A 15,742-nucleotide genomic window follows, 5' to 3' on the forward strand; every position below is an offset into this window, starting at 1 on the left:
TGTGAAGTAATCTTTTTATCTTCTTAAGTAAACTTGTTTCCCCTGTTTCTTTACATCCACACAGCAATTGTTTTATTAGGATTTTCCTTTCATGAATTTTATTGCAATGAAAAAAGTAATGACACGTTTCTAAAAAACTTCCCTCCCCTCTTCAGCTATTCATTCCTTTTACGATGCATAAAATACTAGGGAATTACCCAAGAATTTTAATGAACACATTTAGAGCCCGGACGTAATGAAACTGTCTATGCAATTACGATATCCAAAACAGAGAGGTAGGATAGAAATAAAGGCGTATTTGCAGAATGAAAGAAAGATAATATGAAGACTGTTAAGAAAATAAAAACAACCTTAATTAGTAAGGAGCTTGTAATAAGCTGCTGCTAATCCAATACGTATTCTTATCTAGTTTTTATTTTATACATTGATCAAATTATCACAAAATGGATATTTCACGAATATGTAATGGAATCCATTGATTAGCATATCTTTTCCCTGTCAACCACTTTTAACTCTATAAATCCCTTTCCTTCCGTTCTCAAAACAAACAACTTTTTCCTCACTTTAACTGTAGACTTTATTAAAAAGACAATAATTAGTAACGATTCCGTTAAAATTTTGTCAAAAACTTTCCAAACAAAAAAGTATGTAAAATTGCCATATCAACGAACAATTAGATAAATGAACAAATTATGAAAACGTTATCAATTAAGCTTTTTTTACTATTTTCCTTTGTATAATGGAACTAGGTCGGAATTCTCATCAAAAGGAGGGGGTTAACATGAGTACGATGAACAAAAAGAAAAAGTCTGAGCAACAGCATGAAGAGCCCAATTTAAAAGGTACGCTAATCTCGGTATTCCTGCTAGGTCTATTTATTATCGTCGCATGGTTCAGCGTATTTTATATTTTTATTGATCGGTAAGGTTAAAGATAAGGGGAGTGATGGGAATGCATTTTCATCAATATGAGAAAATCTGGCTTGTATTTGGAGTTGGTTCATTAGCACTTTTTTTAACTATTCTAGGATTTGGGGCATTTTGGAAAGGAACACATCCACAGAGCCATGGGGCGACCATTGATCCAAAAAATATTGAAGCACATGAAGCGTTTAAACAAGAAAATCTCGGCTTAACCAAAGTAGATGATAATAAGTATATCGTTAATATGGTTGCTTCTGCATTTAATTATGATTTTGGATTAGACAATGAAGGAAATCCAGTCAGAAAAATAACAATTCCTAAAGGCTCTACGGTATTGTTTCAAATAACGACGAAGGATGTTATCCATGGTTTTAATATTACTGGTACCAATGTCAATATGATGGTTGAGCCAGGGTATATAAGCCAAATGGAAACAGTTCTAAAAGAGCCTGGTGAATATACCGTTGTATGTAATGAATACTGTGGTGTTGGTCATCATTTAATGTTTGCTACTGTGGAGGTGGTTGAATAATGGCTTTACCAAAGACATTTAAGGTAATCAATGAGGCACCAAAGCTTTTCCCTTTTTCCAACAAAGAGGCAAAACTTTATATGTCCTTTATGTATGTTACATTTATTTCTTTACTAATCGGAGGATTGATGGGATTTTTACAAACGCTTGTTCGTTCCGGTACGATCACATTACCCTGGGGAATTGATTACTACCAAGTTTTAACTGTTCACGGAGTTATATTAGCACTCGTTTTAACTACATTTTTTATCATTGGATTTCAATTTTCTCTAATGGGAAAAACAGTGGGAATATCTCAAAAGCAAAGACAAGTAGCATGGATTAGCTTTTGGATAATGCTAATTGGTACTATCATAACAGCCACAATGATTTTATTAGGAAAGGCAAGTGTTCTATATACTTTTTACGCACCATTGAAAGCACATCCTTTATTTTATATCGGCTTGGCCCTAGTAATTGTTGGTACTTGGTTTGCAGGAATTGTTAATTTTCGTCAGCTCTATGTATGGAAAAAAGCACATCCCGGACAGAAATCACCACTTTTAGCTTTTATGGTTACGATTAATATGATTATGTGGATTATTGCTTCACTTGGTGTAGCAACTTCGGTTCTTGTACAATTTATCCCGTGGTCACTAGGGTATGCCGAAACAATAAACGTATTAGTAAGCAGGACATTGTTTTGGTACTTTGGCCATCCGCTTGTTTATTTTTGGTTATTGCCAGCTTATATGGCATGGTATGCAATTATTCCCAAAATTATTGGTGGGAAAATTTTTAGCGATTCATTAGCTAGACTATCGTTTATTTTATTTTTGTTCTTCTCCATTCCCGTTGGTTTCCATCACCAGCTTACGGAGCCGGGAATTGATCCGGTTTGGAAATTCATCCAAGTTGTACTCACCTTTATGGTAGTGGTACCAACCTTAATGACCGCATTTTCTTTATTTGCAACATTTGAGATCACTGGCCGTAAGAAAGGTCACAAAGGACTATTTGGCTGGTTTAAACATTTGCCATGGAACGATGTACGGTTCTTAGCTCCTATGCTTGGTATGCTTGCGCTTATCCCTGGAGGTGCCGGAGGAATTATTAATGCTTCACATCAAATGAACGCCGTTGTTCATAATACGATGTGGGTTACCGGGCATTTTCATCTGACGGTTGCTACAACTGTTATTTTAACTTTCTTTGGGGTTGCTTATTGGTTAATTCCACATTTGACCGGCAGAAAACTAACCAAATCTATCAACAAATTAGGAATTATTCAATCCATTATTTGGGTTGTAGGAATGGCAATTATGTCAACTTCTATGCATATCCAAGGTTTACTTGGTGGTCCTAGACGTTCCTCCTATTCGGAATATGGAGGAACAGAACAGGCTTCTGAATGGATTGGTTATCAAATTGCTCAAGCTATTGGTGGTACGATTCTATTTATTGGCGTTATTTTGATGGTGTATATTTTTATCAAATTAACCTTTTTTGCTCCAAAAGGAGTGGAAGAATTTCCAGTTGGTGAGGAAGAACCAGATGCTCAGCCAACACCAAAATTTATGGAAAACTGGAAGCTCTGGATCTGTATCACGGTTGCTCTTATTTTATTTGCTTACACCGTACCGTTTATCGATATTATTCAAAACTCTCCACCTGGGTCTCCTCCTTTTGATTGGCCTGTTGGAAGTTAATAAATGAAAAAAGGTGATGGGAGATAAGAAATACTAAATAGCACAAACCGAACAATTCATTTATAATTGTTCGGTTTGTTTGTGTTTAGAAAAACTTGGCTTGTCGCCAAGCTTTAGCGAAAGCCAAGTTTTTCTGATACTATAAACCATAGATTTTCATTGCACAATCTTCTTTTTAAATAGGAATTCACAAAAATTAGACCCATTTGTGCTAGTTTAAAAACTATACCCCTTTCCACTGGCTTTTCATCCACCCTATTTAACATTCAACAAACCCGCTAGATGATGATCACTAGAAAGTATAATTCATCATGGGTGAACATGAAGCTCATCCACTCTCCCTTTATTATTACTCTTTCCCCTATTTTCATCTTAATAAAATATATGACATTAGAAGTCGGATTCGATCAAAGTTTAATTACCTTTATTTCAACAAATGAAAAGAAACGTATAAAATATAATTACTTTACACTCTGTCCTTGTCTTCAAAAAGACTAACGCTAAAACTTTACTTTTCTAAAAAATTCTATATATCCTAATTTTATAATTGCTATTGATTACCTTCCGCTTCAAAATTAACATGTCTAGTAAGGAGGAATCAATTTGAAACAAGCGGAAGCGATTATAATGAACACGAAATTTAATCATATGGAAAGATGAGTAGCAGCAGTTCTAACATATAAAAAATCGTTACGTACAATTTACGAATATAAGTTTACAATATATACCTTATCTACTCGTCATTAGACTCCTTTTTATAGAATTGTTTCCAAAGGACTTGTCATTAGGAATGTAGGAAGAGGAATGGATCAAAAATGAGGAGGAGTTTTTCATGAATCAGAAAGAAATAGTTAAGGAACATGATACGTCTACCAATTACCCACAACAACCTCATGGTGGTAAGCTAGTAAACCAGGTCCTCACAGGTAAAAAAAGAGACAAAGAATTGGCTAGAGCGAAACAATTGGCCCATAGTTATGGTTGATTTAGAAGCAGTTATTACACTGGAAATGATTGCCACTGGTGCATTATCTCCTAACGAAGGATTTATGAACGAAGAAGACTATCAATCCGTTCTCAGTAAAGGGAGGTTGAAAAATGGTCTAGTATAGCCCGTACCATTAAGCTTCGCCCCAACAGGTGAACGTAATAAAAAAGTTATTGAATCCCTTTCCATTGGAGATGAAGTAGCTCTTGCTGATGAAACTAAAGAGCCTGTTGCTATTCTAGAAATTGAAGATATTTTTTCTTATAGTAAGGAGAAGCGTGCCTCTCACCTCTTTCGTACTACGGATAGAAACCATCCAGGTGTTGATGCTATCTATAGGAGAATGGGTGATGTTGCTCTAGGTGGACCTATTAAATTATTACGTCGTGCAAATTGGGGACCCTTTGGTTAGAACCGAAAGACACTTGGCATTTGTTTTACGAGAAAAATAAATTTCGCTCGGTAGCTGGATTTATTACTGGAGCCAACCCCCTACACCGCGGTCATGAATATATTCATAAGAACGCTTTAGAAGAAATAGATGGCTTATTCGTTCAACCTCTTGTAGAGATGGCTAAACGTGAATATACTCGCCATGAATTTCGTATGTTAGCCTACCGTAGTGTGTTAAAAACATACTATCCTAAACATCGTACAATTCTTTCCCCTTTAAGAGTTATGTATATTTTTGCTGGGCCTCGAGAGACAGTTCTGCATGCTCTAATTATGAATAACTACGGTTGTACACACGCTCTTATTGGTCGAGATCATGCTGGTATCGGTGATTATTATGATAAATATGCCAGTCATACTGTGTTTGACGAGTTTAGTCCAGACGTACTAGGTATAGATGTTCGACTGTATCATGAGGTGTTTTTCTGTACTCGTTGTAACAATCCAGCTAGTGTTCAATCTTGCCCTCATGATGAGCGTTATCGAATTAACATTTCCGGAACTGGTATTAGAGAATTGTTACGTCATGGAATATTGCCACCAAAAGAAATTGTACGACCAGAATCAGCTCGAATCGCTATGCAAGGCGTTCAACCTAAAGGGGTTGATAAGAACAATAATGCTATCTTGCCTGTTGGGAAAACAATTAAGAGTATCTTCCCTTTTTATTTAAAAGAAATTAGGTGGATCGAAGCGTCAGAAACCTTTACTGCCTGAAGAACTGACCATTGATGATTTAGAGACAGCAGTTATGGATGTACGTTTAAATTCCGATCGTATATACAAAGATATTTTCGAAGAATTTAGTTTTGTAAGTGACATTAACCGTTCACTGCAGCCACAGTGGGTAATGGATGCCCGTGAATCTATTCGATCACAACAAAAAATGGCAATTGAGGATTTAGAAGAGAAAGTACAACTAGCACCAGAAGTTGCCTCGGATGAATTCATATATCAGGATAAAGAAGAAGCTCAGCGTGAACTAAGAGTGGCTCGGCGGATTCTTGAAGATATTCCACCATCGTTCCACTCCGAAGATTTAAAATATAGAAGCTGGAATCCGTTACCGTACGACCGCTACAGAGGTAGTGACGAATCAAACAAGGGTAATTCTGAATAACAAAATATTAACTCTTTTTGAAAACGATTACAAAATGAGGCTTTTGCTCCAAAAGGAATAAAAAAGTGAATTGATTTGGAAGGACTAGTTTGCAAAGCCGATATCAAATGATGGAAAACAAACTGGAAGCTCTGCATCTGTATCATTGTTGTCCTCATTTTATTTGTCCAGCTGCGCCATCTATTAAAATTATTAAAACCTAGATCCCATCTCTTGATTTGGCTAGCGAGAAGTTAATAAACGAATTAAAAAGATGAACCATAATTATAATCTTGTAGTTCATCTTTTTAATTCCAAGAGCGCTTTTTCTTCGGCGGGGATGCGAATCGTAAGTAATAGGATATGCAAAATTGGAAAGACAATACCGGTAATATACGCATTAAACAGAAATGGAATGACCACTAATTCAATGCCAACAATAATATAATTAGGGTGTTTCACATATTTATATGGCCCTTCTTTGACTAGTGAAAATTGCGGTGAAATAATAATTTTTGTATTCCAAAACTTTCCTAGACTAGTAATACACCAAATTCGCCCTATTTGTGTCAGCAAAAAAAGAAGAAATAGTAAATAATTGAATTTGAAAGTTTGCTGGTTGTTTAACAATGCTTCTGCAAGTAACGAGACAAAAAACAGCGTGTGGACGATAATAAACCATTTATAATGATCTTCTCCTTTTTCCACTCCTCCCCGCTGTTTCATCCATGCTTCATTACTTTTAGCAATTCGAAGTTCCAGCAACCGTTGTATGATAATTAGCAATAAGATCATCCACATATAAATAGGCATTTATGATTCCCACTCCAATAAAATCAACTCTGAAGTAAAGCCTGGACCAAGAGCAGAAATGATGCTCTTTTCACCAGTTGGGATTTTTTCATTCATCCATTCTCGTAACACATATAAAACGGTACTGGAAGACATATTGCCATGTTTCTTTAATATTTCCCTCGAATAACGAAATTTTCTCGGATCGGCATGAAGCACTTTTTGCATCGCTTCAATAACTTTCCTTCCTCCCGGATGAGCAATATAAGCAAATATATCGCCTTCTGTTAACTCATGATTAGCTAAAAATAATTGGATATGCTCATTCCAAAATGACCTTACCAATGAGGGAATGCTTTTTGAAAAGATAACTTCAAAACCAGCATTTGTAACATTCCATCCCATGACGGAAAGACTATCTTTTTTCGTATACGTATGAGATTGCAATAATTTAGGTGCGCCCCCTTTTTTCTGTTTCACTAACGGCGACTGTGCTCCAACTGCTAATGCAGCGCTAATGCCATCCCCAAATAAAGCAGTACCAACTATATTGCTTTTGGTTACATCCCCTTTTTGAAATGTTAAGCTGCATAATTCACAGCAAACAATTAATGCTATTTTATCAGGATTAGCAGTTAACCAATCACGAGCTCTTGCCAATCCCCCGGCTCCTCCTGCACACCCTAACCCCCAAAGTGGCATTCGTTGTACGTCTTGTCTAAAGGGACGCTCATTCATAAAATGAGTATCTAAAGTAGGTGCAGCAATACCTGTACTGGATACAAAAATAATCATATCAATATCTTGATAAGCAACCGTTTCGAATAAAAAATCAGGATTTGTCAAACAGTCATCCATTGCTTTTAAAGCATAATGTTTAGCTAACTTCATAAATAAATCGTTACGCTCTTTAAATGAATGGTCTTCCAAGAACCAGGTTGATGGGACAACGAATTGCCGGTTATCAATTTGAGCATTTTCAAAAACAGGAAGTAATCGATTAATCTGTCGTTCCGAATTAATAAAAAGATGCTGTACCAGTTGCTTTACTTCATTTTGATTTAGTTGATATTTCGGGATACCAAGCCCTACGGAACAAATATACGTCATTGTCAAATCTCCTTTAGTATTAGGCAATAGCATAAAATGACAAGATATTTTTTCCTTCCTGGTTATGTCGGCTTAAAATTGATACATAGCTGCATATTTTTGCTCTAAGTAATGAACGAGGTAATTAGGATTTAATGTTTCATTCGTTACGTCCTTTAAGATTTCTAATGGTTTTTTCATTTTTCCATATTGATGAATAGATGTGGCTAACCATTGGTTTATCTTCATAAGCTCACCAGATTGAATAATATCTTGAAGATTCAATTTTTCTGTTAATGTATGATAAATTTGAGCTGCGTACATATAGCCTAGTGCATAAGACGGAAAATATCCAAAATCTCCACCCGCCCAATGAATATCCTGTAACACACCTTCTCGATCTGTAGGTGGAGTAACACCAAGATATTCTTTCATTTTTTTATTCCATAAATAAGGTAAATCACTTACAGCTATTTCTTCGTTTATCAACGCTTTTTCCAGTTCATATCGAATAATAATGTGTAAAGGATAAGTTAACTCATCTGCTTCAATTCGAATGAACGACGGTTTTACTTCATTAATTGACAAATAGAAATCATTTAGTGCCACTTGCTTAAAATGGTCTGGTGCATAGTTTAGGAATAAGTCGTAGTTTTTATTCCAAAATAGATCGCTTCTTGCTATTAAGTTTTCCCAAAATAAGGATTGTGATTCATGAATTCCCATAGAAGTTCCTGTCGCAAGTGGAGTCTTTGCTAAACGTTTATCAATGTTTTGTTCATATAAAGCATGCCCACCCTCGTGAATGGTTCCAAATACAGCAACACGAAAATCCGTTTCATCGTAGTTTGTAGTTATTCGTACGTCATTTTGATTAATCGTTATTTCAAATGGATGAATAGTTTCATCTAAGCGACCCGCGTCAAAATCATAACCCATTTGGTATAATACTTCTTTTGTAAAGGCTTCTTGAGCTTCTTTTGGAAAATGACATGTTAATAGCTGTGGATTTGGCTTAACATTGCTAGCTTCTACTTTTTCCAAAAGTGAATGAAGTGATTTTTGTAATGTTGGAAATACTTCATTAAGCGTCTTTGTTGTTATTCCTGGCTCAAAATGATGTAGTAACGCATCATAAATATTATCTTCATAACCCCAATATGATGCAAACTTACGGTTATAATCAACGAGCTTTTCTAAATAAGGCTGGAATAAGTTAAAATCCGCTTTTTCTCTTGCTGTTTGCCATACTGCTTCAGATTTAGATTGGGTAATCATAAACTCTTTATACATCTCATGTGGAATTCTACGGTTTCTTTCATACTCTTCCTCACATACTTCAATTGTTTTTTGCATGATGCTATCAGATGAATAACTTTTCAGTTCGTCGATATAATATTTCATTTTATTTGAGGTTTTTAGCTTGTGAATTTTTTCCCCTAGAAAACCAGCAACTTCTGCTCGTTGCTCAACCCCTTTTTTAGGTATTTTCGTACGCATGTCCCAATAAATAAGCATCAAAGCTTCTTGATAAGCGTTTATTTCCTCCAAGTATTGCTTAAACTGTTTTTCCTTTTCCCGTTTGGATTCCATTATGAACTCTCCCCTTTTATTTTTTTTCCGAAGTATTGATAATAATCGGTACGAATATAGCCATTAAATAGTTTTCTTTGTTTGGTAGCCTTAACGCCAAAGCCTTGTTCGAATTTTTCAAATGCGGTTAAAATATATATGCTCCAGCTTGGGTTTTCTTGCCATATAGAGCCAAGTTCTTCTGCTAATAGCTTAGCATTTTCCTGATCTCCAATCCTTAGTCCGTATGGTGGATTGCCAATCAGGTAACCATTTGGTTCTTTGATGGTTAGATCCTTTAGCTGCATTTGTTTCCAAGTGATCAGATCGCCAAGACCTGCCTCCATTGCATTTTGGTTTGCGATTTCTACCATTTTATGGTCGATATCGGAACCAACAATATTTAATGGTTGATCATATTTAGCAAGATCTTCTGCTTCTTCAAAGGCTTTTTCCCAATGCTTTTGTTTCACCAATGTCCATTCTTCTGAGGCAAATTCTCGGTTAAATCCTGGAGCAATATTTTGCCCAATCATCGCAGCTTCAATGGGAATAGTTCCTGATCCGCAAAATGGATCGATAAATGGTTCGTTAGCATGCCAATTCGTAAGTAAAACTAATGAAGCTGCAAGTGTTTCTTTCAATGGAGCTTCACCCTGACCGATTCGATATCCCCGTTTATGCAAGCCAGCTCCGGATGTATCAATAGTCAGCGTGACTTCGTCTTTTAGCAAAGCGACTTCCACCCGATAAAGCGCTCCAGTTTCTGGTAACTTGGAGATCATACCATATTTTAATTTTAATCTTTCGACGATTGCTTTTTTAGTGATTTTTTGACAATCTGGTACACTATAGAGTTTGGAATGGACGGATTTTCCAATTACGGGAATTTGCCCATCTTCGGCAATATAATATTCCCAAGGCAGTGCTTTTGTTGCTTCAAATAGCTCATCAAATGTAGTTGCTTTAAATTTTCCGACAACCAATTTCACACGATCGGCAGACCGTAACCATAAATTGCAACGTGCAATTGCTGAAATTGGTGCATCAAATTGTACTTTCCCATTATCTACTTGAACCTCATATCCTAAATCTCTTACTTCATTAGCAACTACGGATTCTAAGCCCATGGCTGCTGTGGCGATTAACGTCACTGTTTGCATAAAGAGCTGTCCTTTCTTTTATGTATTTGTTTTTTTAGTTTATCACATCTTCAAGCATTTAATAAAAGGAAACAGTGAAACTTTATTCAAGGAGTGCTCTTCTTCTTGAAACAGTTGGTGTAGGCTAAGTTCCCAAACGTCCTTGAAAAACTACGGTATATTGCTGCCGAAACATAATCTGTTTTTGAAAAAGAAAAACGCTTTTTCAGCGTGCGAAGTATTAACTATGTCCGGTTGTCCCAAACGAATTGGACATTTAGAGCTGTTTCTCTCATAAAGTCCTTAATAATAATCGGATTTCTAAAATGAGAGAAATACGGCTTCTTATATTAAAGATATTCACCATGAAGAAATGGATCACAAAAATAAAACAGTCTCATTAACTTCTATGATGTAGAAATTAACGAGACTGTAGATTATTTATTGTATATAAGAATTAGACCTGTTAAATACTCTATAAGCCATGTTCTGTACCATTGTACTACAAACGGTGGTCAGCCTCGTACTCCGGTTGCGATCATCTATCTACAAGCTTCTTAACTTGTCCCTCTTTCGGTTCCTATTCCCTACTAAAGGATGCCCCTACCATTATTTGGGTTGCTCACTCGTGGGGTTTACCTCGTTCCACCTGACTGGTTTCCCAGTCAGCTTCGTCACTGTGGCACTTTAAAGGCAACTTCCATATTCAATTATGAACGTAGGTAGTTGTCCTGCCGTTAACCAATAAGTTTGATTACCTTGACTTATGATTTCGTCAAGCACGAACACTACAAACATCGCAGTTTGTGTGAGCATGGACTTTCCTCTGTATTTGCATACAGCGATCACACGAGTATTTAACCATTAACCTTATTGATTATACCATAGATATTGTTCAGATTCAATAATACGTTTTATTAGCTGTCCGATTCTGCAAATTTTTTACCAAATACCGCTTTTTCCAAATTGGAAAGTCGTTTTAACACATCATAATTAACTTGATGATTTGGAACAGCTTGTACGGACCTTGTTTTCGGTTGTTCTGCTGGAGTCTTTTTCAAACGATCAATTTCTTGTTGCAATCGTTCAATTTCCACTTTAAATGCATCATAATCCTGGATAATTATGTCTAAAAATTCATCAACCTCTTCCTGGTTGTATCCACGCATTGCAGTTTTAAAATCTTTTTCCAGTATATCTTTACTAGTTAATTTCACTTGTTTCGAGCTCATCTACGATCACCTCATGATATTCCATAATAAATTGGCTTTTTCGATTCTTTTTCCATTGTATGATACGAAATTTATTTTATGTTTACATTATTCTATTTTATTATAGCATTAAAAGAAGAACGTGAAAAATGAATCTGTAGATCTAATATACATATGAAACAAGTATAGATAAATTTTTTAAAAAAGCAATACCTACTATTTACTATTTAAAAAAGAGAAAAACACACTTTGTTAAGTGTGGCTCCTATTACCATTATAAATTATGTCGTTATATGAAACAAGCTTTGAGAAATAGATGTTAATACCGATCGAATTAAAATCTTGTGTAAATGATGCAAATCCGTAAAATACCATCTCGAGAACTTTGTCCTGACACGTTTTTTTCCTACATCAGATGCCATAAGATTCGCATTTTAAGAGTTATACAGGAAATATGAAGACGGCTAAGTGGATGATTCAGGTCGAAGCGATACATCATAGAGAAAAACGCTCCTGAATGACGCTTCTGCTTTTATCCTCTATTTAAAACATGCACTTATGCTTTATGTTCTGTTAAATCAGATGGCTGGAATGAAAAAGGTAATAATTCCTCCATCGTCACTGTTTTAATATCATCTTTTAGATTAGATAAATGAATAATCATATCCGTTTTAAAAAATTCGCTCATTACTTGTCGACACGAACCGCATGGAGGTACGGGGCGATCCGTATCCGCTACTACAGCCATTTCAGCAAAGTCCATTTCACCGTTAGCAATTGCTTGAAAAATAGCAACCCGTTCAGCACAACAAGAAACAGGATAGGCAGCATTTTCTATATTACAACCTGTGTAAGTGTTTCCCGATTTTGTTCGCAAAGCTGCCCCGACCGGAAATGCTGAATAAGGTACATAAGCACGATTTCGTATCAATTTAGCTGCTTCTAACAAGTCATCTTTTGTTGTCATGATTATCACCTTTCATTAGTGTATGGAAGCATATTATAAGCAATAAAACAAAAAATGTAAAGCGTTTACAGATGCTAGTCTAATTCAGCCAACAATTGATCAAGAATATATAAGACAGAATGATTTAATTCCATATACCGTTTTCTTCGCACATCAAGGTAATAACTATGCATCAATAATAACTCCATATTCTCCCTAGTAGAAATAATCTGTTGTGGATGAATATTCACTTTTCTCGTTTTAATTAATTGGAGTACGTCTCTTTCCCACTGTTCAAGCAATTGAAAGACTGGAGCGGTTTCCTTCTTCACCTGGGAAAACAATGCTTTATCTTTTGGATTCTCCGGTTTTTCGCCTTTTTCAAATTTTTGCTTCAAGCTGTGAAGATGTACTTTAAGTACTTTGGTTTGTTCGTTTACGTTCATAACTCATTCCGCCTTTTGCTAAAATATACATATTTATTTTAACATAAGACATATTTTCTCGAGTATATGAATATCATCCAGAAACTTTTTTAAACGAACAGCCAAAGGATTAAACATATTCGTTTATTTATCCTGTATCTAAAATGTTATAAGAATTTCAAAAATCAGTGGAAGATAACGGAACCTAAATATCCAATTTGTTCAAGTCGACAGGATAGAGAAGCTATGGCAGCAATACATCGCGATTTTCAAGAGAGAGATTTCACGGTTTTACAAGGACGCCTGCGAACTTAGCCATTAATCCAATGGTTCAAAAAAATCGCTCCTTGAATATAGTTTCATTTTAATACATTTAGGTTTAACACACAGTATTTCACCTATCATTTGACCATTCCTCATGCTGATTTACCAAACGTTTTTTCAATAAACTTAATTCATTTAAACGGTCATAATATTGATAAGTAATCGTATTTTCCACTTTCATGATGAGCTTTTGATCCATCCATCGCAGCTGATTTGAAAGTTGATTTAAGGCAATTTCTAAGGTTTTTCTGTCCACCCCTTGCTTTTGATCCATTGGTAAATGACGTATAAGCATGTTATTATTTCCTCCTTACGTTCAAAAGACTTTACTAATAACTACTTCGTGTTATGATAAACTCTTCCTGCACGTTCGACAAAACTAGAATAAAGCTTACAAAACAAGTGAATTTGCTCATTTTTTTCGTGGATTTTGACAAACTAATATTGAAAGGAGGAATAACAATGAAAGATGTAAAGCATAAACAGGTTAAACAACCAAAAACAAAAACGGAAAGCATTATTTCAAAGTCATTAAAAGAGGGAGATAAAAAATTGAACGGTCCGAATATCCCATCGACCTAATGATTCATTTAGCGCAGGGTTCATTTTGAAACCCTGCGCCTTCTGATGTTCTAGGTTTAAGGTAATTTTTTTAAAAATAAAATTCGGAATGAAAATGTGTTCTCCTCGCCAGAGTTTCAGTAGCTTGTCGGTCTCTAGCTTTTATTCTTCCGGATATTCGTTTTACTTTACCTCCTATCCGATAGCTGTTAAAACAGTAAATATCTTCTCATTCGAATTTAACTGTTAGGCTTTATAGAATAAAAAAAAGAGCTTTTGCCATAAAGACTTAGCGACAAGCCAAGTTTTTCTAATCTAACTGAAGTGATTCTTCATCGTTATCGCTTGTTTGACATGGTAATAAACATACATGAATTGGCGCTTTTGATAAAATGTTTTTCCTGTTTTTGAGCTGATATTTACGGTCTGATTCTTTAACCATTTACGCTTTATACCCCCTGATTTATACCAATCTTTTCGAATAGTATCGCGATGTGTAATTATTGGATACACCATTCTTAAATACGGAGCCCTTGGCATAGATAGATGTAAAAAGCGTTCATAATCATAACGAGAACCTGTATGTTCAATACATTTAGCAAATTCATAGGTTTGATTGTATACGGTTGGGGAAAAAATAATAGATGCCAGCTTTTTTCCTAACTCAATGCGATTAGTTAAGTTTGTAAAATTATGTACATAGCAACCAAATAACTGCTGAGACATGGTTGGTATTAGTACTGCATTCATTATCAATAAATTTTGCAATAAATATGGTGGTTGACAAAATACACGCTGTTTAAAAAAAGACTGTTTGATGACAGGAGCTTGAATAACATTTTGCTCATTAATAATCAATGCTTGGACTAAGCGGTCCTCATCTAAGTGTTTCCAAAAATGAAACCACTCTTTTACCATATACGTAGATACTTTAAAAGATGACAAAAGGTGAAACAATGGTTTATTATATTGTCTGGATAACTGATAAATCAAAAGCTGTGGAAAAGCATCGGAAAAGATTAACCAATTTGCTCTTTCATAGGTCATAAATAATCGTTGTCTTTCTTTTGTACCTAATAAATAACGAAAAGGTTCTAACTCTAAATCTGTCATATTCCATCCTGCATTTCTGGATACAATACTTGCTAAAAATGCCCATTTTATTTCAGGAAATTGTAAATAAAACGAAAAATACGCTTTGGTTCGAGAAATATTATCTCGATTATGTTCCTTTGTTTTATTTGTTATATAATGAATGTAGGAGAGTGATAGCAAATCATTACACATGCTTCGATCCTGCTTTCTTTTTGTTTTTTAACATGCAGCAAGATGTTTAACTGTATACATTTTTTGAAATGGCATTTTTTTCTTACTAGATATGGTAAAATGCAAGGAGGATTTAAAATTGAATTACCCAAACGGTAAAAAAAGGAATGGCAGTGTTTCTAATCATCGTCCATATCGGTTTGGAAATCGCGGTATGACGCTTGAAGAAGATATAAATGATACAAATACGTATTACTTAGCAATAAAAAGAGCTGTCATTCATAAAAAACCAACCCCTGTACAAATTGTTCGAGTTAATTATCCGAAGCGTAGTGCAGCGGTTATTACAGAAGCTTATTTTAAACAAGCGTCAACAACAGATTATAATGGAGTATACCGTGAAAAATATATTGATTTTGAAGCAAAGGAAACGAAAAATAAAACAATTTTCCCCTTAGCTAATATACATGATCACCAAATCGAACATATGAAAGCAGTGGTCGAACAAGGAGGAATTAGTTTCATGATTATCCGCTTTTCGACACTTGATGAAACTTACTTTTTCCCTGCTGAGAAACTTTTTAAACACTGGAACGTCAAATTAAACGGTGGAAGAAAATCCATTCCGTATCAGACGATCCAGCAAAAGGGATACCTTATCCCTTTTCAATATAAGGCAAGAGTTGACTATTTAGCAATTATTGATAAGCTTTATTTTTAGAGACGGAGGA

General features: G+C 35.2%; 16 protein-coding genes, 1 other RNA gene and 1 pseudogene. 8 read left to right on the forward strand and 10 right to left on the reverse strand.

The features are described from left to right. Positions 1-781: 781 nt before the first annotated feature. The 7 genes and pseudogenes from JNUCC74_RS09330 to JNUCC74_RS09360 all read left to right on the forward strand — a co-directional run bounded on the left by JNUCC74_RS09330 (position 782) and on the right by JNUCC74_RS09360 (position 5,704). Positions 782-925: a cytochrome c oxidase subunit 2A gene (locus JNUCC74_RS09330; RefSeq protein ID WP_454067778.1), complete on the forward strand. Its 144-nt coding sequence runs from the start codon at positions 782-784 to the stop codon at positions 923-925. A 26-nt stretch (positions 926-951) separates the two neighbouring features. Continuing rightward, complete coding sequence (locus JNUCC74_RS09335; RefSeq protein ID WP_454067779.1) at positions 952-1,455, forward strand: cytochrome c oxidase subunit II; 504 nt, start codon at positions 952-954, stop codon at positions 1,453-1,455. 80 nt (positions 1,456-1,535) lie between these two features. Next, positions 1,536-3,143, forward strand: coding sequence for a b(o/a)3-type cytochrome-c oxidase subunit 1 (locus JNUCC74_RS09340; RefSeq protein ID WP_454067870.1), 1,608 nt, complete (start codon positions 1,536-1,538; stop codon positions 3,141-3,143). 832 nt (positions 3,144-3,975) lie between these two features. After that, entirely contained in the window at positions 3,976-4,128 is a 153-nt protein-coding gene (locus tag JNUCC74_RS09345) for a hypothetical protein (RefSeq protein WP_454067780.1), read from the forward strand. Positions 4,129-4,153: 25 nt separating this feature from the next. Beyond that, positions 4,154-4,543: pseudogene (locus tag JNUCC74_RS09350) on the forward strand (hypothetical protein). A 20-nt stretch (positions 4,544-4,563) separates the two neighbouring features. Next, positions 4,564-5,301, forward strand: a complete 738-nt coding sequence (locus JNUCC74_RS09355) for a hypothetical protein (protein ID WP_454067781.1) — start codon at positions 4,564-4,566, stop codon at positions 5,299-5,301. 34 nt (positions 5,302-5,335) lie between these two features. After that, positions 5,336-5,704: a hypothetical protein gene (locus tag JNUCC74_RS09360; RefSeq protein WP_454067782.1), complete on the forward strand. Its 369-nt coding sequence runs from the start codon at positions 5,336-5,338 to the stop codon at positions 5,702-5,704. A gap of 279 nt (positions 5,705-5,983) precedes the next feature. Here the strand turns inward: JNUCC74_RS09360 and JNUCC74_RS09365 are convergent, their stop codons facing one another. From JNUCC74_RS09365 to JNUCC74_RS09410, 10 genes are all read right to left on the reverse strand, one after another. Beyond that, positions 5,984-6,496 (reverse strand): isoprenylcysteine carboxyl methyltransferase family protein, encoded by a 513-nt coding sequence (locus JNUCC74_RS09365; protein ID WP_454067783.1) that lies wholly within the window; start codon positions 6,494-6,496, stop codon positions 5,984-5,986. Continuing rightward, positions 6,497-7,585, reverse strand: a complete 1,089-nt coding sequence (locus tag JNUCC74_RS09370; RefSeq protein ID WP_454067784.1) for a type III polyketide synthase — start codon at positions 7,583-7,585, stop codon at positions 6,497-6,499. Between the two features lie 72 nt (positions 7,586-7,657). After that, positions 7,658-9,157: a carboxypeptidase M32 gene (locus JNUCC74_RS09375; protein WP_454067785.1), complete on the reverse strand. Its 1,500-nt coding sequence runs from the start codon at positions 9,155-9,157 to the stop codon at positions 7,658-7,660. Then, positions 9,157-10,299: a THUMP domain-containing class I SAM-dependent RNA methyltransferase gene (locus tag JNUCC74_RS09380; RefSeq protein ID WP_454067786.1), complete on the reverse strand. Its 1,143-nt coding sequence runs from the start codon at positions 10,297-10,299 to the stop codon at positions 9,157-9,159. Before JNUCC74_RS09380 ends, JNUCC74_RS09375 begins: the two co-directional genes overlap by 1 nt. A gap of 452 nt (positions 10,300-10,751) precedes the next feature. Beyond that, positions 10,752-11,135: RNase P RNA component class B (gene rnpB, locus JNUCC74_RS09385), an RNA gene on the reverse strand. Positions 11,136-11,195: 60 nt separating this feature from the next. Beyond that, complete coding sequence (gene gpsB, locus JNUCC74_RS09390) at positions 11,196-11,510, reverse strand: cell division regulator GpsB (protein ID WP_077320583.1); 315 nt, start codon at positions 11,508-11,510, stop codon at positions 11,196-11,198. A gap of 535 nt (positions 11,511-12,045) precedes the next feature. After that, positions 12,046-12,456 carry a cytidine deaminase gene (gene cdd / locus JNUCC74_RS09395; protein WP_454067787.1) on the reverse strand — a complete coding sequence of 137 codons (411 nt, stop codon included), beginning with the start codon at positions 12,454-12,456 and terminating at the stop codon, positions 12,046-12,048. Positions 12,457-12,530: 74 nt separating this feature from the next. Further along, a complete protein-coding gene (locus JNUCC74_RS09400) occupies positions 12,531-12,881 on the reverse strand; it encodes a DUF1798 family protein (RefSeq protein WP_454067788.1) in 351 nt (116 codons plus the stop codon). A gap of 373 nt (positions 12,882-13,254) precedes the next feature. Next, complete coding sequence (locus tag JNUCC74_RS09405) at positions 13,255-13,479, reverse strand: hypothetical protein (RefSeq protein WP_454067789.1); 225 nt, start codon at positions 13,477-13,479, stop codon at positions 13,255-13,257. Between the two features lie 581 nt (positions 13,480-14,060). Further along, a complete protein-coding gene (locus JNUCC74_RS09410) occupies positions 14,061-15,032 on the reverse strand; it encodes a DUF2515 family protein (RefSeq protein ID WP_454067790.1) in 972 nt (323 codons plus the stop codon). Between the two features lie 118 nt (positions 15,033-15,150). Between JNUCC74_RS09410 and recU the strand changes: the two genes are divergently transcribed. Continuing rightward, positions 15,151-15,732, forward strand: a complete 582-nt coding sequence (gene recU / locus JNUCC74_RS09415) for a Holliday junction resolvase RecU (RefSeq protein ID WP_077320588.1) — start codon at positions 15,151-15,153, stop codon at positions 15,730-15,732. Positions 15,733-15,742: the final 10 nt, after the last annotated feature.

This window comes from Cerasibacillus sp. JNUCC 74 (assembly GCF_053667775.1).

Excerpts from the sequence above, each read along its gene's own strand:
- JNUCC74_RS09330 (WP_454067778.1), top strand. The coding sequence starts at position 782 with ATGAGTACGATGAACAAAAAGAAAAAGTCTGAGCAACAGCATGAAGAG.
- JNUCC74_RS09335 (WP_454067779.1), top strand. The coding sequence starts at position 952 with ATGCATTTTCATCAATATGAGAAAATCTGGCTTGTATTTGGAGTTGGT.
- JNUCC74_RS09340 (WP_454067870.1), top strand. The coding sequence starts at position 1,536 with ATGTCCTTTATGTATGTTACATTTATTTCTTTACTAATCGGAGGATTG.
- JNUCC74_RS09345 (WP_454067780.1), top strand. The coding sequence starts at position 3,976 with ATGAATCAGAAAGAAATAGTTAAGGAACATGATACGTCTACCAATTAC.
- JNUCC74_RS09360 (WP_454067782.1), top strand. The coding sequence starts at position 5,336 with ATGGATGTACGTTTAAATTCCGATCGTATATACAAAGATATTTTCGAA.
- JNUCC74_RS09365 (WP_454067783.1), bottom strand. The coding sequence starts at position 6,496 with ATGCCTATTTATATGTGGATGATCTTATTGCTAATTATCATACAACGG.
- JNUCC74_RS09370 (WP_454067784.1), bottom strand. The coding sequence starts at position 7,585 with ATGACGTATATTTGTTCCGTAGGGCTTGGTATCCCGAAATATCAACTA.
- JNUCC74_RS09375 (WP_454067785.1), bottom strand. The coding sequence starts at position 9,157 with ATGGAATCCAAACGGGAAAAGGAAAAACAGTTTAAGCAATACTTGGAG.
- JNUCC74_RS09380 (WP_454067786.1), bottom strand. The coding sequence starts at position 10,299 with ATGCAAACAGTGACGTTAATCGCCACAGCAGCCATGGGCTTAGAATCC.
- gpsB (WP_077320583.1), bottom strand. The coding sequence starts at position 11,510 with ATGAGCTCGAAACAAGTGAAATTAACTAGTAAAGATATACTGGAAAAA.
- cdd (WP_454067787.1), bottom strand. The coding sequence starts at position 12,456 with ATGACAACAAAAGATGACTTGTTAGAAGCAGCTAAATTGATACGAAAT.
- JNUCC74_RS09400 (WP_454067788.1), bottom strand. The coding sequence starts at position 12,881 with ATGAACGTAAACGAACAAACCAAAGTACTTAAAGTACATCTTCACAGC.
- JNUCC74_RS09405 (WP_454067789.1), bottom strand. The coding sequence starts at position 13,479 with ATGCTTATACGTCATTTACCAATGGATCAAAAGCAAGGGGTGGACAGA.
- JNUCC74_RS09410 (WP_454067790.1), bottom strand. The coding sequence starts at position 15,032 with ATGTGTAATGATTTGCTATCACTCTCCTACATTCATTATATAACAAAT.